The 21736-nt window shown below is 48.0% G+C and carries 21 protein-coding genes; 5 read left to right on the top strand and 16 right to left on the bottom strand.

What is annotated here, in order from left to right; genetic code table 11:
- Positions 1–23 precede the first annotated feature (23 nt).
- The 4 genes from iolG to AB4Z33_RS03510 all read left to right on the top strand — a co-directional run bounded on the left by iolG (position 24) and on the right by AB4Z33_RS03510 (position 3527).
- Positions 24–1055: an inositol 2-dehydrogenase gene (iolG, locus tag AB4Z33_RS03525; protein ID WP_442048579.1), complete on the top strand. Its 1032-nt coding sequence runs from the start codon at positions 24–26 to the stop codon at positions 1053–1055.
- 9 nt (positions 1056–1064) lie between these two features.
- Positions 1065–1877: a 5-deoxy-glucuronate isomerase gene (gene iolB / locus AB4Z33_RS03520; protein ID WP_442048578.1), complete on the top strand. Its 813-nt coding sequence runs from the start codon at positions 1065–1067 to the stop codon at positions 1875–1877.
- Positions 1878–1956: 79 nt separating this feature from the next.
- Positions 1957–2970: a LacI family DNA-binding transcriptional regulator gene (locus AB4Z33_RS03515; protein ID WP_442048577.1), complete on the top strand. Its 1014-nt coding sequence runs from the start codon at positions 1957–1959 to the stop codon at positions 2968–2970.
- 26 nt (positions 2971–2996) lie between these two features.
- Positions 2997–3527: an HAD family hydrolase gene (locus AB4Z33_RS03510; protein ID WP_442048576.1), complete on the top strand. Its 531-nt coding sequence runs from the start codon at positions 2997–2999 to the stop codon at positions 3525–3527.
- A 96-nt stretch (positions 3528–3623) separates the two neighbouring features.
- On the opposite strand, the gene AB4Z33_RS03505 is transcribed toward AB4Z33_RS03510, so the two are convergent.
- From AB4Z33_RS03505 to AB4Z33_RS03470, 8 genes are all read right to left on the bottom strand, one after another.
- Positions 3624–5204, bottom strand: coding sequence for an ABC transporter substrate-binding protein (locus tag AB4Z33_RS03505; RefSeq protein WP_442048575.1), 1581 nt, complete (start codon positions 5202–5204; stop codon positions 3624–3626).
- 53 nt (positions 5205–5257) lie between these two features.
- The gene (locus AB4Z33_RS03500; RefSeq protein ID WP_442048574.1) at positions 5258–6139 is read right to left on the bottom strand and encodes a carbohydrate ABC transporter permease; all 882 of its coding nucleotides are present in this window, start codon (positions 6137–6139) and stop codon (positions 5258–5260) included.
- Positions 6140–6160: 21 nt separating this feature from the next.
- Positions 6161–7081, bottom strand: coding sequence for an ABC transporter permease (locus AB4Z33_RS03495; protein WP_442048573.1), 921 nt, complete (start codon positions 7079–7081; stop codon positions 6161–6163).
- A 154-nt stretch (positions 7082–7235) separates the two neighbouring features.
- Positions 7236–8972 (bottom strand): sensor histidine kinase, encoded by a 1737-nt coding sequence (locus AB4Z33_RS03490; RefSeq protein WP_442048572.1) that lies wholly within the window; start codon positions 8970–8972, stop codon positions 7236–7238.
- Between the two features lie 100 nt (positions 8973–9072).
- A complete protein-coding gene (locus AB4Z33_RS03485) occupies positions 9073–9864 on the bottom strand; it encodes a GNAT family N-acetyltransferase (protein ID WP_442048571.1) in 792 nt (263 codons plus the stop codon).
- 154 nt (positions 9865–10018) lie between these two features.
- Complete coding sequence (locus AB4Z33_RS03480; RefSeq protein ID WP_442048570.1) at positions 10019–10393, bottom strand: hypothetical protein; 375 nt, start codon at positions 10391–10393, stop codon at positions 10019–10021.
- Positions 10390–11586: an Alp7A family actin-like protein gene (locus AB4Z33_RS03475; RefSeq protein WP_442048569.1), complete on the bottom strand. Its 1197-nt coding sequence runs from the start codon at positions 11584–11586 to the stop codon at positions 10390–10392. Before AB4Z33_RS03475 ends, AB4Z33_RS03480 begins: the two co-directional genes overlap by 4 nt.
- A 320-nt stretch (positions 11587–11906) precedes the next feature.
- Entirely contained in the window at positions 11907–13223 is a 1317-nt protein-coding gene (locus AB4Z33_RS03470; RefSeq protein WP_442048568.1) for an alpha-L-fucosidase, read from the bottom strand.
- 117 nt (positions 13224–13340) lie between these two features.
- On the opposite strand from AB4Z33_RS03470, the gene AB4Z33_RS03465 reads away from it, so the two are divergent.
- Entirely contained in the window at positions 13341–14201 is an 861-nt protein-coding gene (locus tag AB4Z33_RS03465; protein WP_442048567.1) for a helix-turn-helix domain-containing protein, read from the top strand.
- Positions 14202–14208: 7 nt separating this feature from the next.
- Here the strand turns inward: AB4Z33_RS03465 and AB4Z33_RS03460 are convergent, their stop codons facing one another.
- The 8 genes from AB4Z33_RS03460 to AB4Z33_RS03425 all read right to left on the bottom strand — a co-directional run bounded on the left by AB4Z33_RS03460 (position 14209) and on the right by AB4Z33_RS03425 (position 21687).
- Positions 14209–15339, bottom strand: coding sequence for a GDSL-type esterase/lipase family protein (locus AB4Z33_RS03460; protein ID WP_442048566.1), 1131 nt, complete (start codon positions 15337–15339; stop codon positions 14209–14211).
- A gap of 107 nt (positions 15340–15446) precedes the next feature.
- Positions 15447–17378: an AraC family transcriptional regulator gene (locus AB4Z33_RS03455; protein WP_442048565.1), complete on the bottom strand. Its 1932-nt coding sequence runs from the start codon at positions 17376–17378 to the stop codon at positions 15447–15449.
- Between the two features lie 116 nt (positions 17379–17494).
- Positions 17495–17803 carry a putative quinol monooxygenase gene (locus AB4Z33_RS03450; RefSeq protein WP_442048564.1) on the bottom strand — a complete coding sequence of 103 codons (309 nt, stop codon included), beginning with the start codon at positions 17801–17803 and terminating at the stop codon, positions 17495–17497.
- Positions 17804–17812: 9 nt separating this feature from the next.
- Positions 17813–18808, bottom strand: a complete 996-nt coding sequence (locus tag AB4Z33_RS03445; RefSeq protein ID WP_442048563.1) for a helix-turn-helix transcriptional regulator — start codon at positions 18806–18808, stop codon at positions 17813–17815.
- A 77-nt stretch (positions 18809–18885) separates the two neighbouring features.
- Positions 18886–19383 (bottom strand): DinB family protein, encoded by a 498-nt coding sequence (locus AB4Z33_RS03440; RefSeq protein WP_442048562.1) that lies wholly within the window; start codon positions 19381–19383, stop codon positions 18886–18888.
- A gap of 129 nt (positions 19384–19512) precedes the next feature.
- Complete coding sequence (locus AB4Z33_RS03435; RefSeq protein WP_442048561.1) at positions 19513–19944, bottom strand: hypothetical protein; 432 nt, start codon at positions 19942–19944, stop codon at positions 19513–19515.
- Positions 19945–19954: 10 nt separating this feature from the next.
- On the bottom strand, positions 19955–20494 hold the full coding sequence (locus AB4Z33_RS03430; RefSeq protein ID WP_442048560.1) for a LytTR family DNA-binding domain-containing protein: 540 nt from the start codon (positions 20492–20494) through the stop codon (positions 19955–19957).
- 32 nt (positions 20495–20526) lie between these two features.
- Entirely contained in the window at positions 20527–21687 is a 1161-nt protein-coding gene (locus AB4Z33_RS03425; RefSeq protein WP_442048559.1) for a serine hydrolase domain-containing protein, read from the bottom strand.
- Between the last annotated feature and the right edge of the window lie 49 nt (positions 21688–21736).

Below are 21736 nucleotides of genomic sequence, written 5' to 3'. Positions count from 1 at the left end.
AACAGAGGAGGTCGGACAATTAAATGAAGCAGCTTAACATAGGAATTATCGGTGCCGGACGGATTGGCAAAATCCATGCGGAGAACCTGATCCGGCACCCGCAGGCACGAGTCGTCGCAATCAGCGACCTGTTCGCGGGTCCAGAGCTGAACGAATGGGCAGCCAAACGCGGGATTCCGGCTGTCACGAACAATAGCTTGGACATTCTCGACAATCCGGACATTGATGCCGTATTCATATGCTCCTCGACGGATACGCATGTTCCGCTCATCAAGAGTGCCGCAGAGCGCGGCAAACATATTTTTTGCGAGAAGCCGGTCAGCATGGATTTGCAGCAAACCGAGGAAGCCATCGAGGCGGTTCGCCGGGCAGGCGTTCAGCTGCAGGTGGGCTTCAACCGCCGGTTCGACCACAACTTCAAGCGGGTGCGCGAGCATGTCCGTTCAGGCGCGATCGGCGATACGCACTTGATCAAGATCACTTCCCGCGATCCGGAGCCTCCTCCCGAGGCATACATCAAAGTATCCGGAGGCATCTTCATGGATATGATGATCCACGATTTCGACATGGCTCGCTTCCTGTCGGGCAGCGAGGTCGAAGAGGTGTACGCGCAAGGCAGCGTCCTCATTGATCCGGTATTCGCGGCTTACGAGGATATCGACACGGCTATCGTCACGCTGCGTTTCGCCAGCGGAGCGCTCGGCGTCATCGACTGCAGCCGTAAGGCGGCCTACGGTTACGACCAACGCGTCGAAGCCTTCGGCTCGCTCGGCTCATCGAAGGCCGAAAATGATTATCCGAATACGGCTGTCCTCACTACGGCTGGCGGCGTGCAATCCGACAAGCCGCTTCATTTCTTCTTAGAGCGCTACAGCACCGCTTATATAGAAGAAACCGATCAATTTATTAACTGCCTGCTACACGGGGAGAAGGTGCCGGTCAATGGACAGGATGGCTGGCAAGCCGAGCGAATTGCCCGAGCAGCTAAGCTGTCGCTCCGCGAAGGCCGGCCGATCAAGCTGTCCGAGCTCGAGACTTCAATAGAGGGGCTGTGAGAATAGAGCATGAGCGAATTAATCGTCAAACCGAATTACAGCGGACAATCTAGCGATATTCCCTTGTTGTCGATCACGCCGCAATCCGCCGGTTGGCATCATGTTGGTTTTGAAGTGTACCGCCTAAATGCCGGAGATTCCTTCAGCAGACCGACCGGGAATGACGAAGTATGCCTAGTCCTGCTCAGCGGCAAGGCGGATGTATCCACCGCAAACGAATCATGGACCGATATTGGACAACGGATGAGCGTCTTCGAACACATTCCGCCGTATTCCGTCTATGTATCGAACGATGACCGCTTTGAGGTTACAGCTCTTACGGCGCTTGAATTGGCGGTTTGCAAGGCTCCCGGCCACGGCAGTCACCGCGCCAGACTGATTGCGCCTAACGACGTCGGCGTGGAGCTTCGCGGACAAGGAACGACACTTCGGCATATTCATAACATATTGCCGCAGCAGCAGCCGGCTGACAGCCTGCTTGTCGTAGAGGTCCTTACGCCGCAAGGACATTGGTCCAGCTATCCGCCCCACAAGCACGACGAGGATGCGCTGCCGAACGAGTCTCTTCTCGAGGAAACCTATTATTATCACGTGCAGCCGGAACAAGGCTTTGCGATTCAGCGCGTCTATACGGACGACCGTTCTCTCGATGAAACGTTGGCGGTCAAGGACGGCGAGGCCGTGCTCGTGCCAAAGGGCTATCATCCCGTCTCGGCGCCTCCGGGCTATGAGGTATACTACCTGAACGTGATGGCAGGGCCCTCGAGAGTATGGAAGTTCCGCAACGATCCCGATCATGATTGGATTGTGAATCCTCGTTAATGTTGCAATATGATCCGAATACACGGATAATTACCGAATAAGGGAGTTTCGCCCTAATTCGATAGTAATGAGGTTGGCCATGAAAGCGACCACCATATATGATGTCGCGAAGGAGGCAGGCGTCTCCATCGCGACCATTTCCAATGCCATTAACGGCAAAGGAAAAGTGAGCAAGAAGAAACAAGAAGAAATCTTTAAAGTGATGGAGCGGCTTAACTATAAGCCAAGCATCATTGCTTCTGCTCTAATGGGCAAAAAAACGTATACGATCGGTCTGCTTATACCGGATGTATCTAACCCATTCTTCTCCGATATCGCAAGATCGGTTGAAGACTTGGCGCATAGTGAAGGCTACAGCGTCATCGTCTGCAGCACGGACAATCGCGACGAACGCGTAGAGAAGTATATACGGTTGCTGGAGCAAAAAAACGTAGACGGCATCTTAATTGGTACCGGTGCGGAGAACAGTGAAATATTAGAGCATCTATCCGAGAAATCATTCCCGATCGTCATGATCGCGAGGGAAGCGGCTGCTATGACGGCTCATAGCGTCGTGACCGACGATTTCAAGGGCGGTGCGCTCGCTGCCGAGCATTTGACCAGCCTCGGCCACAGCCGCATGGCCGTGCTGGCGGAGAACTTCAAAGTAACGAGCAGCCTGGAGAGGGTGCGGGGCTTTCGGTTCGGATTATTCGAAGCCGGCCTTTCGGTTAGCGACGATGACATCGTTATTTGCGAGTCCAGCATGAAGGACGGCAAACGCGCAGCAGCCGCGTTGCTCAGCGGCGAGGAGCGGCCCACCGCGTTGTTCTGCTGCAATGATCTGCTCGCGATCGGCGCACTGCAAGCAGCCAAGGACGCCGGCATTCGCGTGCCCGAGCAGTTGTCGATCGTCGGCTTCGACGATACGATTCTGTCCACGGTAACGAATCCAACGCTGACGACGATTGCTCAGCCGGTTGAACAGATGGTCAAGCTGGCATTCGGTTTGCTCATCGGCGGCACCGAGGACGAGAGCAGCATAAAACAGCGTATTGTCATGCAGCCGGAGCTGATTATTCGGGAATCTACCGGAGCCCTCGCCTCCATATAATCATTCAGAGAGCGGAGATGGGATGAATGGAGAACAAAAAGTTAATCGTATTTCTGGATAGCGGAGACACCATTGTCGACGAATCGACGGAAGTTAGAGATGCGGAAGGCATTGTCCGGCATGCGGAGCTGATCCCAGGCGCAGCCGAAATGGTTCGAACGCTCCACGAGAAAGGCTACACGCTGGCGCTCGTCGCAGACGGCGAAGCCCAATCGTTCAAAAACATGTTCATTCAGCACGGCCTGTACGACTGCTTCACCACGATGATTATTTCCGAAAATATTAAAGATCGCAAGCCTAGCCCGAAGATGTTCAAAGCGGCGATCGGCGCGCTTGATCTGTCAGAGAAGGACTTTTCCCGCACGGTTATGATCGGCAATAACTTAAGCCGTGACGTAAAGGGAGCGAATGCGCTCGGCATTACAAGCATTTTCATAAGCTGGACGCCCCGTTACCCGCATACGCCGGCAGACGAGTCGGAGCAGCCTGATTACACAGTCAGCGAGCCGCTCCAGCTCATTCCACTGATCGATAAGCTGAATTCCGAGCTCCAATAACTAGGCATAGGCATAATCATTATCCTATATATATTCAAACAAAAGACAACCTCCACCCTTATGGGCGGAGGTTGTCTTTCTGATTAGAATTGTTTATTACTGTTTCGCCAGGAAAGCATCGATTTGAGCTTGCATCTCGGCTTGAATTTTATCAATTCCTGCTGAATCCAGTTGCTTGTTCAGATCTTCAAGAGCTTTGTCGATATCTTTGATCACACCGTATTCGAGCGGAATTGCATAACGAAGCATGACGTTGCCAACGTTGGCGATTTCCGTTTTCACTTTGCTGTTGTCGAATACGAACGTTTCAAGCGCATAGTGGTAAACGTTGGATTCCCAGCCTTTAACCAGATCGGATGCTTCTTGCGGGAATGCTTCATTGTCGCGGTTAAGCGGCGAGTTGAAGTTCCAGTTGGAGAAGCCCGTGTAGTTAGGGTTTTTGTCGGTAGCTTTATATTTGTCATCGCCAACCGGCTCATAGTGTACGCCGCTAACGCCGTACATCATCAGGTCATGGAACTCTTTATCGTTTTGCATCAGATCAATAAACATCAACGAGCGTTCTACATTTTTCGAAGTTGCATGGATCGACGTACCGTTTTGCGTAGAAATAGCGATCGACTTCTTCTTGCCTTGGTTGATGTCCGCAAGCGCTACTTCATAAGGAGAATTCTCTTGGCGCATCAAAGCCATAAGCGCTCCAAGCGTTCCGTTGTTGTGCGTGATCGATGCCGTTTTGCCTGCTTTAAAGTCCGCTTGGTGGTCATTTTTGCTGTTTAGAACGTTTTTCGACCATGCGTTGTTATCGGCAAGATCCTTGTAATACACGAGCAGATCTTTGAACTCTTGTGTTTCATATACGTTGAATACTTGGCCTTTGTCATCCGCCAATTTGAAAGCAAACGGAAGATCAAGATCGAACATATTCCATTCTTGTTGCTGCTTCAGCAATACGCGGTCCAAGTTGTGGTATTTCCAGTCTCCCGTTTCCGGAGTGAACGGCGCAACGCCTTTCTCGTTTTGAGCAATTGCTTTCAAATAAGTCGCATACGTTTCAGGGCTGTTGATTTCAGGAAGATCGTATTTTTTGCGCAAATCTTCACGATACAAAATCAGCTTTTCTACGGATTCGCCTCTGTTTTGCGGAACCATATACACTTTGCCGTTTACTTTCGTTTGATCCCAGCTTACTTTCGGCATAGCTGCCCACGTTTGCGGCATATATTTCGTAAGCATTTCTTCAGTCAGTTCCAAGAATCCGCCTTTCAGCGCTTGGTCATTGTAGCCTGCCCAGTTAGCCGAGTAGATCAAGTCAAAATCTTCATTGGCTGCCAGCTTCAGCGGATATTTTTGAGCCCAGTCAGACCAGTCCAAGAACTCGCCTTCAACGGTTGCATTGATTTTTTCTTTCAGCTTTTTGTTAATCTCTGCAAAAACGACGTCGTAGTCTACAGGTTTAGGACCAACAAAGATCATTTTCAGCTTTACTTCTTTGGAAGTATCAATGGCGCCATCAGTGGCCCCATTGTCTGGAGCGTTAGTAGCGTTCCCTGCATCTGGAGCTTTTGTAGCCTCAGCAGGCGTATTCGTATTGTTGTTGCCACCGCCGCATGCGCTCAAGATCATTACGAAGGTTAAAAAGAGTGCCGTCATCATTAGTCTATTTTTCTTCAACATTCAAGCCTTCCCCCTATGGTGTTCATATATTGATAAACCGGGTTGCCCCGGGCTCATCCTTTCACAGCGCCAATCGTCAAGCCTTGTACAAAGTACCTTTGAACGAATGGATAAGCGAGCAAGATCGGACCGGTTGCCACGACCGTCATCGCCATCTTCAAGCTCTCGGTCGGAATGGCTGTCGTTACGACTGCCCCCGCACCCATCATCGCTTTCCGCATGCCATCCATATTGCCTAACATTTTGTATAAATAATATTGGAGCGGCATCAAGTCCTCGTTAGAAACAAACAACAGGGCATTGTACCAATCATTCCAATAGGCAAGCGCAAGGAACAATCCGATTGTAGCGAGCGCCGGCTTGGAGAGCGGCAGGATGAGACGAGCATAGATCACGAAGTCGTTTGCACCGTCAATTTTGGCCGACTCCACAATCGCTTCCGGAATGCCGCTCATAAACGACTTCATAACAATGATGTAGAAGACGTTGAGCATCATCGGTATGATCAGGACCATGAATGTATCTTTCAAATTGAGGTAATTAACAATAAGCAGATACCACGGAACGAGCCCGCCGTTAAACAACGTTGTAAAGAAGAAGAAGAATGAAAATTTATTGCGCCACTTGAAATCTCTTCTGGACAGCGCATAAGCGGTCATAGAAGTGAGAAGTAGGCCAAGAAGCGTGCCTGTTATTGTAACACCTATGGTCACCAGGTAGGCGTTAATCATCTCCTGGGGATACTTAAACAAAATGCTGTAGGCTTCCGTGGAAAATACAGTCGGTATGAATTGATAACCATCTGTAACAATCTTATTTTCATCTGTCAGAGATGACGATACGACAAGGATAAAGGGAAGAATACATAAGATGGCGAGAAAGATCAGAGATACATATCCGATTGCTGAAAATATTTTACGATCTAGTTGCTTCATATTGTTACCTCCTTTATGCCGTTAGAATAAGGCTCTGTCTTTGTCATATCTGCGGACAGCGTAGTTCACGATCATGATCGTCGCGAAACCAAGCACGGATTGGAAGACGCCTGCTGCTGCCGACATGCTTATATCATTCGATGTAATCAACGATCTGAATACGAACGTATCGATAACGTCTGTCGTTGAGAATAACAAGCCGTTATTGCCGATCATATTGTAGAACATCCCGAAATCACCGCGGAAGATGTTGCCTACCGCCAGAAGCACCAGAATGATAACGGTCGGATACAGATTCGGAATCGTTACTTTCATAATCCGTTGGAAAATGTTAGCGCCGTCGATCTCGGCTGCTTCATACATTTCGGTATCAATGCTCGTAATTGCGGCCAAGTACATAACCGTTCCGTATCCGAGACCTTTCCATGCGGAAACGAGAACCAAGATATAAGGCCAGTAAGAAGGCGTATTGTAAATATCAATAGGCTCCATGCCAATGCCTCTAAGCATCGCATTCAAAGTGCCGATATCATAGTTCAACAAGTTATAGGCAACCGCGCCGACAACGACCCATGAAATAAAGTAAGGCAGKAACAACGCCGATTGCGTAAGCTTCCGGAACCATTTGCCGCCGACTTCAAACAACATGATCGCTGCAAAAATTTGCAGGGCGTTGTTCACGACGATAAATGCAATGTTGTACAATGCCGTATTTCGCGTTACCCGCCAAGCGTCTCCCGATTCAAAGAAAAAGCGGAAGTTGTCAAATCCGTTCCAAGCGCTTCCAAATATGCCCCCGGCGTAATCGTAATGCTTGAAAGCAATAATGATACCCGCCATCGGGATATAAGCAAACAGTAGAAAGAATGCAGCGGCTGGCGCCAGCATCAATAACAGTATTTTATATTTTTTCAAATCGCTCCAAAATGTATGCTTATTCATAGTTGCTCTCCTCTCTTCTCTATATGGCTCATTATAAAACGATGAGGATAGCGAAATAATTCAGCCAAACAACTAAACATAATACTAATTCAACGATTCGCACAAAAAAATAAACTCATGTTCCATATAGGAACATGAGCCTCTTATATTAATGCTACGTTTCGTTGTCTTCCCGAATTTCCGCGTTATCCACTGGCAGAATGATTTGAACGGTCGTCCCCGCACCGAAATGGCTGCCGATATGAATGCCGAAATCATTGCCGTACCGCAGCTTAATTCGTTCCTCTACGTTTTTCAGACCGTAGCTGTCGGAATGCAAGGAACTTGACCGCATGTTTCTTAATGTGTCAGCCCGCATGCCGATCCCGTTATCAATGACCTTTAGTTCAATTCGGTCTCCTAGCCGCTTCCCTGTAATACGAATCGCAATCGTACTGCCGAACCAGGCATGCTTGAATATATTTTCCACGAACGGCTGTAAAATCAGCTTAATGATGGGGATGTGGAGAATTTCAGGATCTACATCTATATAAACCTTAAAGGCGTCCGCGTACTTAACTCGCTGAATTTCAAGATACTGCTTCACTTGCTCTAACTCATTTTCAAGCGAAATATACACATTTCCTTGGTTTAACGTCAGTCGATAAAACTTGGAGAGGCCTTGCACCATATTCGTAACCTTCTCGACTTCCCCCAAATTAGCCAAGCTGCCGATCGTCGACAGCGTATTGTACAGAAAATGCGGATTAATCTGGGCTTGAAGCACATCGAGCTCCGCTTGCTTCTTCTGAATGCCCTGCTCGTAGACGTTTCGGATCAGCTCTTGAAGGCTGGCAGCCATTTGGTTAAAGGCATTTGCAATATAGACGAACTCATCGTTCCCCGCAAATCCGATCCTTTTGTAAAAGTTGCCTTCCTGAAACGATCGTACCAAGGAAATGATACGCTTGATTTTTTTGCCGGAAATACGGGCAACCAGGAAGCCGATAAAAGCCATAACTAAGAAGCTGATCATACAAACGGTGCCGATCACCTGCTGCATTCGGCTCGCGTCTTTGTTTAAATAACTGTTCGGCACCCGCGCCTTGATGACATAGCCCGTTAACGAAATGTCCTCGCTAATGTTCAAGTAAGAACCTTGCTTCGCCTTTTCGTTCATAACGCCTTGTTCATAGATGGCCAATCCGGTTGAGCTTTCAATCAAACGAAGATCCATGCCCTGTTCAATCGGAAAAGAGCTGAAATCACCGAACAGCTCGTCGATCCTCGCCGTGACGCGAATATAGCCGATAACAGCGGTAGCTGCGTTCGAAGAAACGAGTTTCCGGAAATACGAAATGTTGCCCAGCTGACTGTCGGTATCCACTTGCAGCCAGACGCTGTCTTGGTTATTCGTAACGATCGATTTAAACCAATCCGTATTTTCGATCGCATGATGAGAAAGGACGTAATAATCGCTTCTGCCGATCGGCGTCGACATGTCGTCGCCGTCAATTTCAAGCATCGTCTCATTGACGGTATAGAGCACTAATCTCAGCTTGTTCCCATACAATTGCAACGGGGCTTTCATGTAAGGAACGATATTATCACGCATTTCGAGCATGTTCTCCAGAGGCTCTCCCCTGAACTGAAGAGCGTTCTGAAAGGTCGTGCTGTTATACAGGGAACTGGCCATTCGCACGATTTCATCCGTCTGGTATTCGAGATTGTTCCTTGTCTGCTTCAAAGACGTCCGGACATTCGTTTCCGCCATTTCCGTCCTGGAATCAATGAGCATCGTATATGCGATATAACCAATCAGCAAATCGGTCAGCAATACAAGAATAAGATAAGGAATCATCATCTTATAGGTGAACGGGATATACTTTTTACTGGACAACAGCCTTTCCATAATCATGCTCCCTTGTATCTGCGTCAATGATTTTGAATTCATTCTACATGGAAAAGAAAAGGGCTACTAGCCTTCATTTATTATTTCCATTCTCCGAACTCTAATGATCACACGAACCGATAGCTTTTACTTCGATGTTTAGTAGTCTTGTTTTCGTAACCATGCCTCCGCTTTCCAACGTTCGTTTGGAGGCCTCGTTATAATACCAGCAACCGCATATCGGCTTAATACCATGAGCATGACACCACTTGCGCAATTGTATGATCATTGCTTTTCCTACCCCTTGTTTTCTGAAGGCATCATTGGTAAACATCCCTATACTGGCTACTCCATCGAACATGTTGGACCTTTCGATTAGCCCAATTCCAAGCAAATCAGCGTTTCTGTAATAGACGAATAACTCGCCTTTGACAATCCACTGATCATACTGGTCGAGAAAATCCCCGCAAACCTGCTCAACCATCTCAAGATCGCCTTCAGAAGCAAGTCGGAACACTTCGCCATCTCCGAGATCGATTGGCATGCTAACCCCGCTATCTTGGAAAAAGTAGGCCTGCTTCTGTATTGTAAAGTCTTGATCCAACGCCAAGCTAATGAATAACTCGTCGCAGGTCGGAACGAATAGAAACGTAATTGAATGGTTTTCTATCGCTTGAAGGAACAGCTTCTGGGCGTGCATTTGATACGGGCGGCGGATATAAAACTGTGTCAGCCGCTCGTTGTTATGGATTGCAAAATAACCCGCTTCTCGCGAATCGTCGTCTTGAATCAGGTAAAAATCGGATGAAGCAATATGCTCCTCCAAAAAAGAATCGAATGGCGAAGACAGCCCCTCCAAATATTCTTTCACGAGATGGTTAACGTCCTCCATCGTGCATGCTTTAACGATCATATTTTCTCTTCCCCCTGTATCGTTCCTTTTCATTAACTTGATTCTATAATAATTCCTCCTCACTTTATAGCCATATCGACCCGCTTAGCGAGTTCATGCAAAAATAAGAGGCACCCTGGGCGAGTGCCTCTTAATCTATCTTGTCTCATCCGTTTCACTGCCGATCATGCAGCAGCTTACCGGCATTTCGCGCTGCCTGTCTAAGAATGTCCTGCGGGCTAAACGGTTTCTGCACGACCTGCGCAACGTCGCCGCGATGAACAGTATCCGGAATTTCATTGGATTCCTCAATGGATTCGTTCGGAAGATCATCCCCTTGTATAGCTGCTTCCTCGATTGCAGACGTTGCCACTGCCTCTTGTTGCCCGAGAATATGCCCGATTAGAATGTCCATAATCCCCTGACTGAAGATGCCTTCCGCCTTTAAGCGGTTCAAATAGCGTATGACCTCCGGCGGCGTATCCGTCGGTATGTATAACGTTACATCCTTCCCGGGCGCGACCATGACCATCGAACGTCTTTTTTTCAATCCTTCTCGCTCCCGCTTTGATCTTCAGCAGCCGCTTCGTCCCGCGCAGCCGCAGCACTCTCCCCCGCTCCAAGGGCATGAGACAACAAGAAGAAGGTTCCTCGCACGTTGCGGAGCTGGCTCACTTCCGATTGATCGAATCGAATCGGCAATCCCAACTCTGCATTAAGCTTCTCGATCCATGGCTGCAGAACGACAGATCCCCCTCCAATAAACCAAAATTCATTCGCGTACCTGGCATGCTTCCAAGCGTTGCGAGCATACTTTAGCACCTTTTCCGCCAAAATACGCATATGTCGGTTAACAAGCTCCGTCATATCAAAGGCCACTTTGCCTTCCGCGTAGATCGCATATTCTTTATTCACCAACATTAACGTCAGCTCGGCCGTACTCGAAATCAGTTCTTCCCCTTGTGCGTTGACCTCATTGCGGATATTTTCCAGCGCGTTGTTCAGATAAATCTTGGCACCCGTCGAATAGCGCTGGTCGAGATCGAGTCCCGGCCGGAAAAAAGCGATATCCATATCCACTCCTCCGACGTCGGCTATGCCGAACCCTTTCATCGATAGATGGGCCTTGGAGGAAGCTTCCATATCATAAACCCCGGATACGTCATCAATGCTAATGTCGCTCGGCAGCAGCATCTCCATCTCAACCGTCACCCCCTTGAATAATGGTGTGGTGATGAATGTAACACTATGCACGCCTGCCGTAATTTTATCCGCATATTCCTCGCGAAACTTCGCGATTTCTTGAATGGGCAACCCTGTACCCAAGTTGACCTTGGCCTTGATCCGATTTTTGCCCCGCTTAATGTCATCCCCATGCTTACTCGCAACTGCGTAGGCCGCAGCTGTCAACAACGTAACCATCGTTTCTTGACGCTGTGCTTTCTTTTGCACCGCCTTATCCCCGATGATCTCATGTACAATCCCTCCATCGCCGATGGCCAAATTGCCGACATAGACATGGCGGTACTGGTCTGTCTGGACTGCCGGAGAGACGATCTGCACGTCTAGAAAATCAAGCGGATCTCCTTGATCCATTAATAAATATCGTTCGCCGAAAGGCTGTGCTACAACATTRGGAAAAATGAACTGATTGCTCAAGTCGTCGTAAATGCCCTTTATGTGACTGCTTCCGTTATCGATTGCTAATACGATGGTGGTGGTAAGACTATCCGGTTTCGCCATTCTATCGATCTCCCCCAACCTTTTGATATATATAATAGGTTCGTAGGCGAGGTGGATTTTATGGGTAATATTAGAAAATCTTCATTTAGAGGGTTTCAAATCGCGGACGTGAATAAAATTTAGGCTTTAAACAGTAAACTTTAAACTTTACCTTTTAACCTTTAAACTTTAACGTTTGGACTTTGAGATTTAACCTTTAAGATTTATGCAAAAAAGCCACAAGCGGAACTCCTGATTTAAGGCGTCCTGCTTGCGGCTTATAATATAGCTTTAACCCTTTCCCAAAATGCTGTGATGCCTCCATGTTGCCGCTTATTGCATTAGTCGTTCAGCGTAATCTCAACTACGGTATTGCGCTCGTCCGGGAGCGGATACGTGTAATGCTCGGGCTGCGCGAAATTGAAGAACGCGTCATTCGTATAAAGACTGGCGTTCCATGGGCGCGTGACGAACAGCTCCGCGCCATCCGCCAGCAGCCTCGCGCTCTTCACGCGGTCTCCTAGACCGGCCAGGTTAACGGGGCCCACGCTCTCCTCAAGCAAATGCGCATACAGCTTATTGCCTTTGCGCGTATACCGTCCCCAATCCGGCTTCGACAGGCCAGCTTCACCGCAGCCGTATATGCTGTCACCGTTTTTACGGAGCCATTCGCCGACCTCCTCCAGCACGTCCAACGACTGCCGCGGAATTTCGCCCTTCGCGTCCGGTCCAACGTTCAGCAGCAGATTGCCGTTCTTGCTGACGCATTCGACCAGCTTGCGAATCACCGTCTTGGCGCTCTTATAAGTGTGATCGGTCGCGCTGTAGCCCCAGTTGTTGTTCAGCGTAATGCATGCTTCCCAAGGAATCGAGTTTCCTTCATTGTCCGTAATGCCTTGCGGAGGAATAATCTGCTCCGGCGAAGCGAAATCGCCCGAGTAAACGCTCGGCTTGTTCGTATAGATCGAACCGCCTTCTTCGCCGCTGGCATCCAGACGGTTATCGATAATGATGTGCGGCTGGATGGAACGAATCGTTTCCATCAGATCGGTCGCCCGCCACTTCTCGCCCCTCATATCGTCATAAGAGAAATCGAACCACATGATATCAAGCCTGCCGTAATCGGTCAGCAGCTCGCGTACTTGCCCATGCATAAAGTCGAGATAAACGCCGAAACGCTCAGGATCGCGTTTGTACGCTTCATTGTCGCGCATCGGGTGAATGCGATCGCCGTAAGCCGGGTAATCGGGATGATACCAGTCCAGCAGCGAATAGTACAACCCGACCTTCAGCCCTTCCTCGCGGAAAGCATCAAGGAACTCCCTCACTAGGTCACGGCCGCAGGTCGTATTGGTCGACTTGTAATCGGTGAGCTTGCTGTCGAACAGACAGAAGCCGTCATGATGTTTAGCCGTCAGAACCGCATATTTCATGCCCGCCGCCTTCGCTGCTTTGGCCCAAGCCTTCGGATCGTAACGTTCGGGATTGAATTCGTCAAAATATTTCTGGTACTCTTCATTGGTCATGCGCTCGGCGTTGCGAACCCACTCCCCGCGAGCGGGAATGGCGTACAATCCCCAGTGGATGAACATGCCGAAGCGATCTTGAAGAAACCATTCCGTGCGTTCAGTTCGTTGCTGAATAAAAGATTGGCTCATTGTCGTTTAACGCCTCCATACATCGAATATATGCTTAGTCTATCAACGATTTGTGATAAGCTATAGACAATAGATTAGCCTGTATGGGGATTAAATTAACTACTTCGAGGTGTCGGAATGCCGCATCAATCCAATTTCGCGCTGCTCAGCGAGATGCTCCAGCAGCTGCAAGTCAGTCTGGTCGAGGCGTATTATACGGAATGCACGCCGCAATGGCGCGAGCTGGATTATGTGCCGTCCTACAACAAGTTTTATTTCATCTGTGACGGAGAAGGCCGGCTCCAGATCGATGGTCAAGCGTATAGCCCGGTTGCCGGCCAATTATGTCATATGCCTGCACATGTCCTGCAGTCTTATTCCGCGGTGAGCGATCGGCCGTACAAAAAATATTGGTGCCATTTCACGGCGACGATGGGCGGACTCGATCTGTTCCAATGGGTCGACGTGCCTCATTTATTGACGGTGCCTCCGGACCGGAGGGACGAGCTGTCTGCCTTGTTCGGGGAACTGGCAGCGCTCCACGGCGATAGCGGATGGCTGGCGCGCGTTCGCGAGAAGGCTGTGCTGCTGGAGATTATCGCCTTCTTCTTGTTGGAGTCAAATCCGCAGCTCCGCATCGTGCCGGGACGCCGTGATGAAATCGAACGGCTCCGGCAAATTGAGGCGTTCATCGAGGCCAACCTATCCGAAGCTTTGACGCTGGATCAAATCTCGAAGCATGTCCATTTGCATCCGAATTATCTTGTACGTTATTTCAATAAACATTTTGCCGTATCGCCGCTGAAATATTTGAACCGCAAACGGATGCAGCACGCCAGAACACTGCTCGGCACAACCCGCTTAAGCATCAAGGAGGTTGCCGAGCAGGTGGGTTTTCCGGATACGAATCATTTCGCCAAAGCTTTCCGCAAGGAAGTGAGCTGCTCGCCAACCGAGTATCGCTTGCGGTTGACCGAGCAGAGCCGGAGACCAACCTGACCACCGTCTAACTTTCCGACAAAATTGTCTTGATATACTCCGTCAACGCCTTTGCCGCATGTTGATGGGCTAATAAGCCTGGGTGGTTTCTTGCGCCTACGGTTTCATCCGTCATAATCGGAAGCTGGAACACCGACACCTTTCGATCTCCCGTTTCCTTGACGTAAGTATCCACAGCGCGGCAGATTGCGGGCATCATTGGTATGCCTAACATCCCGTATGCCCAAACGATATGTGCGTGATTATTATATTTTCTAACTTTAACGAGGAAGTGCTCAGCAGCCCGTTCAAAGGCCCTAATGTCCTCTTCCATGTAACTGCCGTCTTCATTTAGCCGCTGTTTGAACGTTTCCCCCGTAGACTCGTCTCGCCATTCCGGCGAACGAAAAGCCCCGCCATCATTTGTTCCTAGATTGACGACCACGACATCCGGCTGCCAAGCATCAAAATCATTTTTCTCAAATGCGCCTAGCGCTTCATTTTTCGCTCCGGTAAGAAGTCCGCAAACCTGTTCATAATAATCGGGGATATTCGCTCGCGGATTGTTATCCCAGCTTGACAGCACGCCCCATCCGCTTTGGGAAAGGATTCGATATTCGGCATTTAAAGCTTCTGCGGTAATCGTGCTGTAATTGTTGATTGCGCTGAACCACATCGGAATCCAGTCGCTTTCCGCTTTCGCCCCAATAGCTCCTTCACCCGAAGTAATGCTGTCTCCAATGAACTCAAGCTTATAGGGCCTGTTCGGGACAGGCATAAATTCACCGTTGCCCTTCACGGCATGAATCTGCATCGAGCAGCCTGGATCTGCGCCCATCGCCTGCACATCTTTAACGACACGCACATTTTTTGAAGCGCTTTCATTCATGCGCCTGAATAAGCAAACCCAGTACCTTCCGGCGGTTAACATTTGTCTGCTTACGGGAACACCGTTAATTAAGATGCTTATCCAAGGCTCGTAATGATTATAGGCAACCTCGAATTCAATCCATAGCTCAGAGCCTGTTGCATTTAGCTCAATCCCGCTTCCCGTCCAGAACAACGTTAAGGGAGCGACATTTCCCGTTGTTCGGCCGTGAACCTTTAAATGATTGATATCCGATAGAGCGTGTATCTTTAATTGTGTATTTTCCATCATTGATTTTCCCTTCTATTTGTTCTCTCAGCTTAGTTTAACAGGATTTACCACGGAGTAAATAGTGCCGATGTAAAAGAAAAGACACCCGATCGGGTGTCTTTATCTTGTTAGAGGTTTGTCAGCCAGGCAGCCAACTCTTCCGTCTGACTCAGAATAGCAATCGGATCCCAGTAGTTGGAACGATCGCTTGTCCATAAAAAAACACGATCGTTTTTGACTGCAGGAAGCGTGCCCCAGATCGGGTCGGCCTTGAATTGATCCAACGTTTTGGAATCGGAGGTCAGAATAATATAATCACCCGCATACTTCGGCAATACTTCCGCAGAGATGGAAGCCCAACCCGGGTCGGCCATCTCGGCAGCGATTTCGGCGGGAGGCTTGAATCCGAATCCATTATATATCGGCTGACCGCCCTTGCCGAAGTCCGTTCCAACGGCCATGATGTCTTTATCGCTTGTTTCAATAACCGAAAACGTACTTTCTGCTGGAACAACCTTTAATACGTTCTCCTTGGCAGTAGCGATACGGCTGTCGTACTCGGCGAGCCAGTCTTTCGCCTTGTCTTCTTGGCCAAGCAGCTCGCCGAAATAAGCGACCTCCTCGTGTACCGTTTTTAGAGAAGCGTACGGAATGACGACAGTAGGGGCAATTTTCGCCATCTGTTCATTCAGCTCCGGATAGAAATCATCCATAATAATCAAATCCGGTTCAAGCGACAAGATTTTCTCTACGTTGCCATTGCCTTCCCCTATATTCTCAACGTCTTTCAAATATTGATTGAAATAAGGATTTTTAATATGATGATCGGATGTTCCGATAGGCGTAATGCCAAGCGCAATCAAGCTGCCCAGATATTCTCCTGCCACAATTCGTTTGGGCTGAGTGGGCACTTCTACATCACCGTTAACCGTGTTAACGACTTTGGTCTGCGGCTGCTCTGAAACGGCCGGCGTATCGCTTGGACTTGGCGGCTGCGATGTCGCTGTCTCCGAATTGCCATTCGTGCCGCATGCGCTTAGCAACAAAATGAGGCTTAACAGTGCCGATGCCAGCGCAGCCCGTGAATGTTTAAACATGAATAAATCTTCCTCTCCGTTACCATTATACTGATAATGATTATCAATAATATCAGTATAGTTAACTGGTTCTTGGAGGACAATGGAGGATTCCATGGTTATGGAAGGACAATCTTCTAGTTTCTTCTTCTCGGCATACACGTCTCTATAGCGTATGGGGGACACGCCTTTGTGCTTTTTGAACAGTCTGCTCAAATAGCTCGGGTCTTGATAGCCGACGCCAACTGCTATCTCCTTCAGCGTAGCATCCGTTTCAAGCAGCAGTGAAGCAGCTTTATCGATGCGCACCTTGATCAAATAATCAATCGGACTAAGCCCTGTACGGACTTTGAAGTAGGAAGATAAATGGGCAACGCTGTAGTTCAGACTTTCAGATAGTGAATCCAGCGATATGGGATCCGCATAATGTTTATGGATGATGGCGGCGATCTGGGCGGCCAGATCACGCTTAACCGAGCCTAAACCTTGAGCCTTCATTTGATGTAGCAGCTCATGTACAAACTGATAGAGTAAAGTTCGAACGCGCAAACGAACAAGCGGCTGCTGTTTGTTCCATTCCTTAAGCATTTGGCTCATTGTACGGTGCAGTTCAATTGGATTGTCCGGCATCATACTGTATGAATGATCAAAGAGGCGACCCTGCTCGAATAGCGCGGTGAGCTCTGTTGGTACTGGGGGATGTATACTGCCTTTATAATAAACGCTATAGTAATCCAGGCCCTCGCTGCCCGCGACCAGGTCGAGAACAGCGCCTTTACCTGCATGAAGCACTGTAAAGCGCTGCATGCGATGAAATTCCGTTCCCAGATTAACGGTGGCATTCCCTCGAATCGACATAAGAAACAAACTTGAGGGTACATGATAAGAGCGTATAGATTCGCCTGCTTTAACCGTGATACGACGAATATCTATGACTTTGCAGTTCACATGATTCCATAGAGCAATCAAATCATCGATGTTCATGCCACGCCCCCGCTCTGCCCTTAGCATTTCGCCTTACTTACACGGTAAGGTTCTCTGTATCACTATAACAGTTAAAGGCCAGGCTATCCATTTAGCAAGACCTATTCGTCAGGCCGTTATATGCCCAATCCCTTACCGCCAACGGGACGGAGTCGAACCGGCTCGACGCCTGCAATTAAAGGCCGTGCTCGCTGAATAACAGCCAGTACTTCTTCGTTCTTGAGAGAGTCGGCATGAGCCTCGGCATCGCGCCACAGCTCAGTGACCCAGATCGCATCGGGATCATCTACGGATTCATTGATAATATAAAGCTCGCAGCCCTCCATATGATCGAGGCTACTCGAAGCTTCCAACAATAATGCTACGAGTTCGTCCCGTTTCCCAGGGTGAGCCGTTAATTTTCCGAGCAAAGTAAACTTGTTCATCTCATTTCTTCATCCTTTCTTATCCWCTATTTTTATTTGCATCGCTTCGTAGTGCTTGTACATTTCGAGACTGACCTCGGCCATTCTGTCGATTAGCATTTGCGGTTCAAGTATTTCTAGAGACCTCCCGTACGGAAGAAGGAAATACGGCACGTATGTCTTCAGCGACAGCTCCCCTAGCTTAAAGAGGGCTTCACCGGGCTGCCTTCGTTCGATTAGCGCATGCCCGAATAGCCAATGCTTGCATAGCTCGTTAATAGCGTGTTCGTGTCCCTGGAGTCTTACACGGACTAGCGTCTCGGCGTCGAGCGAATCCGGGAGCAAAGATCGCAAGAGGAAATCCCTTGCGGAAAAAGCGGCCGGACGTTCAAAGCGGGTATCCGTCGCTTCCAGACGAACGATCCGATCCACGCGGAAGCTGCGGATCTCTTGACGTAGACGGCAAAATCCAACAACATACCATATCCCTTTCCAATGCACGATGCCATAGGGATCGATGACTCGATTGCTGGGACTAAGCTCAGGTCCTTTGGCATAGTCCATATTCAGGGACTCTCCTCGGGCTGCAGCCTCCTCTAACCGTTGAAGCAACTCAAGCTCTCTCGAGTCTGTAGGTGTCTGGATGACGGCAAGCCCATCACTATGCCTGTTAATCCATTCGAGCTGCTCATCATTGGTGTATCGCTTCAGCTTATCGACCGCGCGGGTTAGCGCGTCCGTGAACGGATAACCCGCTTCCCGGGCGAATATGGACGCGTGCACGAGCGCCTTCTGCTCTTCGTTATCGAAGAGCAGCGGGGAATCGACGAATTCGCCCAGCAGCCGGTAACCTCCGTTCGGGCCGGAGTCGGCAATAATCGGGGCTCCGCTCGCGCACAGTGAATCAATGCATCGGTATACGGTGCGAACATGAATCTCCAAATTGTCCGCCAGCTGTTGCGCCGTCACTCGCTTTCCTGAGCGAAGCAGCCATAGAATGGACAGCATATTATCCGCTTTGGACATGCCGTTCTTCACTCCCTAAGACATTTTTTAATAGAACGATATAACCTGTCACTTCCAATAGTTTCATTGTAATGAATTTAGATTAAGGGAGCTATCCCTTTCTCGATCCAAGAATCGTAAGTCGGGCCGTAGACATCAGGCAATTGAAGACCGGCCTGGCGCATGAGAACGGTCATTTGTCCGCGATGATGCGATTGGTGCATGAGCGTATAACGAAGGGAGCTTCCGTTAGGCCAAGCTTCCTCGTAAATCATAACCGATTCGCGCAACGTTTCGTCATTCCACTGCGTTCGAACCGCATGCAGCAGATCGTTGCTAATCCGCCGGTACTCCGAGGCTATAATCGCAGCGGTAGTCGGAGCCTCTTCGCCTCCGGAGGGAGCATCGAACTTCAGCCCCAACGTTGTCATGAAGTGCAGCGAACGAACCAGATGCCAGGCAATTTGTCCAAGCGTGCGTCGACCTTCAATAACCTCCTGTCCTAGCGAATCATCTGTAAGTACATCCAGCACGCTAGCGGTTAATTCGGCCTCGCTAGTCCACTCYGTCGCAAAATCTTCTACTCTTACAAACATTTTTCATTCCTCCATTCCATTATTGGCTTGAGCACCATAAGCATACAAAAAAACCACTGACAGCTACGGTCAGTAGTTTTTTCCTTGGCAAAACAAATGTTGAAGCGCTTTTCGGTTCAGAGACATCGCTTATTTATCTTTAATCAACGCCTTATAGGTTTTCAATTTAGCTTGAGCGCGTCGATACATCATATAGTCAAATAGGTTTGCTATACATATAATGCCAAGAACGGTCAACAATATGGGCATGAATTGCGCCTTATTCTCTACTTCATCACTTGTGATCATGATTAAAGATCCCATAATGAATGTCGTAACGATTAATGCAATCAAGTTGTTAATAAAGAAGTAGGTTCGAACTTTCGCCATGCTGATGGGGAGTATGGAGGTCACCCACTCTGTTATAAAACCAATAATAAAACCTATGCTTCCGCTAGCCAATACCGCCAAAACTTTATAAGAAAATAGCATATCCGCGCGGTCATAAAACAGCAGTATACCGCCGATGAAGAGACCAAGAAAAAAGGACTTTATAATATTTTCTAAATTAATTTTCTCCATCTTGGTTCTCCTATATTTTGAGTGTGTTTCTAAGCTTTTTTGAGAACATTTTTGATACTTCCAGCTCAGCGTTATTATCCATTCGAAGAACGTATCTGGAGTTAAACCAAGGGATAATTTCTTTGACGTGCAGCAAATTAATGAGCTGAGATTTGTTGATTCGTATAAATCCTTTCACTGCCCACATGTTCTCATAATACTGCAACGTTTCCTTGATACTGTAACGATTAGACCTTGTATAGGCCATCAGACCATCAGCACCCGCTTCTACATATAAAACATCCCTTGGTTCTATAACCGCATATTTATTTTCGCTAAAGCCTGTAAGAGTATTCGTCAAATGGATATCTTCTCGTACGCCGGAGACCAAAAGCTTAACAACATCCATATAATCAATGGCATCGAAAACAACACTAGTCTTTCCGCTTGGTATATCATAGCCTTGTTCAACGAGTACCAAATCACTGTCATGGATAATGTCGATTTGGTATTTGGATAATTCTTGTTTCAACTTTTCATACACTTTATTTGAACACAATAGTTGAACCATCCTGTGTCTCCTAATGACAGCTTTTGAATTGTTTACTCAACTATCATCCTATCATAAATCATTCTTATTTTTACCAATTCTTCTATACCTTTTTGCGCAAAATCAAGCGAGCCAAAATTAGCAATAAAAAAGGTGTCCTTTTCTTTGTCGTATAATACATACGTTCCTGTAGCTCCGACACCTCCATACACATCTGTCATGGTGCCTAGCAGAAATGATAACTCGCTAAAGTCGAAATACATCATGCCCATACCGTAATAAATACCCTTTTCATAACGATGATTGAAGGCAGTCATCTGTCCGTACACTTCATCAGACAGTAAATCGCCATTTTCTAAAGCTCTCATGAACACGAACAGATCATCCATAGTCGTAACGACACCGCCGCCTGCCCAGTCAACCGACAATGCGTTCTTCTCGCTTAAGTCAATATCATCCAAATAAATCCCAACAATATCGGCCGGTTCATCGTTATAAAACATTAAATAGCTATCATCCATGCCCAAAGGCTCAAATATGGTTTCTTCTAAAATTGCCGAATAAGGTTTACCCTCGATTGTCTCCAAAATAAGTCCAAGCAGAATATAGCCCGTATCCGAATAATAAAATTGTTGTCCCGGTCGTCCGACAGGCTCCTGGTTTTCTCTAGTGAACGCAATCAAATCTATTGGAGTAAACGAAAGATCAGGATTAGATCTTATCATTTCTAAGATAGGCTTCCCGCTTCTGACCGGACCTTCGAAATAATCGCCAACGCCTGATGTATGACTCAGCAAGTGTCTCACTGTTACCTGATCGCTATAATCTATGCGGTCTATCACGAATAATCCTTTAAGGATGTCATCACCCAGCCAAGTATTGATTTTATCGTCATAGTTGATTTTCCCGTCGTCAACTAGGGTGCCATAGACAGCAGCTAACATCGTTTTGCCGACGCTAGCTGAATGATAATGACTATCGGCTTGAACGGGCTGATCTGAGCTGTGATTTTTAGTACCGACGGCAAATTGTTCCGAGTAGCCCGTTTGACCGGAGGAAATGGTCAAAAGCACGCTGGATAACGAATCGTTTTTCTCCAGTACTTTGGTTAAGTGCTTCTCGATTTTTTCATTAAAGGCCTCTTTGGATATCGGCCTATTCATAATGGCTAATACTCCAAACCCAATCGCAACCAAGAGGACTACACCAATCAATACTCTAATGGCTATCTTCATATGGACCACCTTTCGCTTCATGTACTTT

Source organism: Paenibacillus sp. 2TAB19, assembly GCF_052115185.1.
Classification (GTDB): domain Bacteria; phylum Bacillota; class Bacilli; order Paenibacillales; family Paenibacillaceae; genus Pristimantibacillus.
This window is presented reverse-complemented; position numbering and strand designations above follow the sequence as displayed.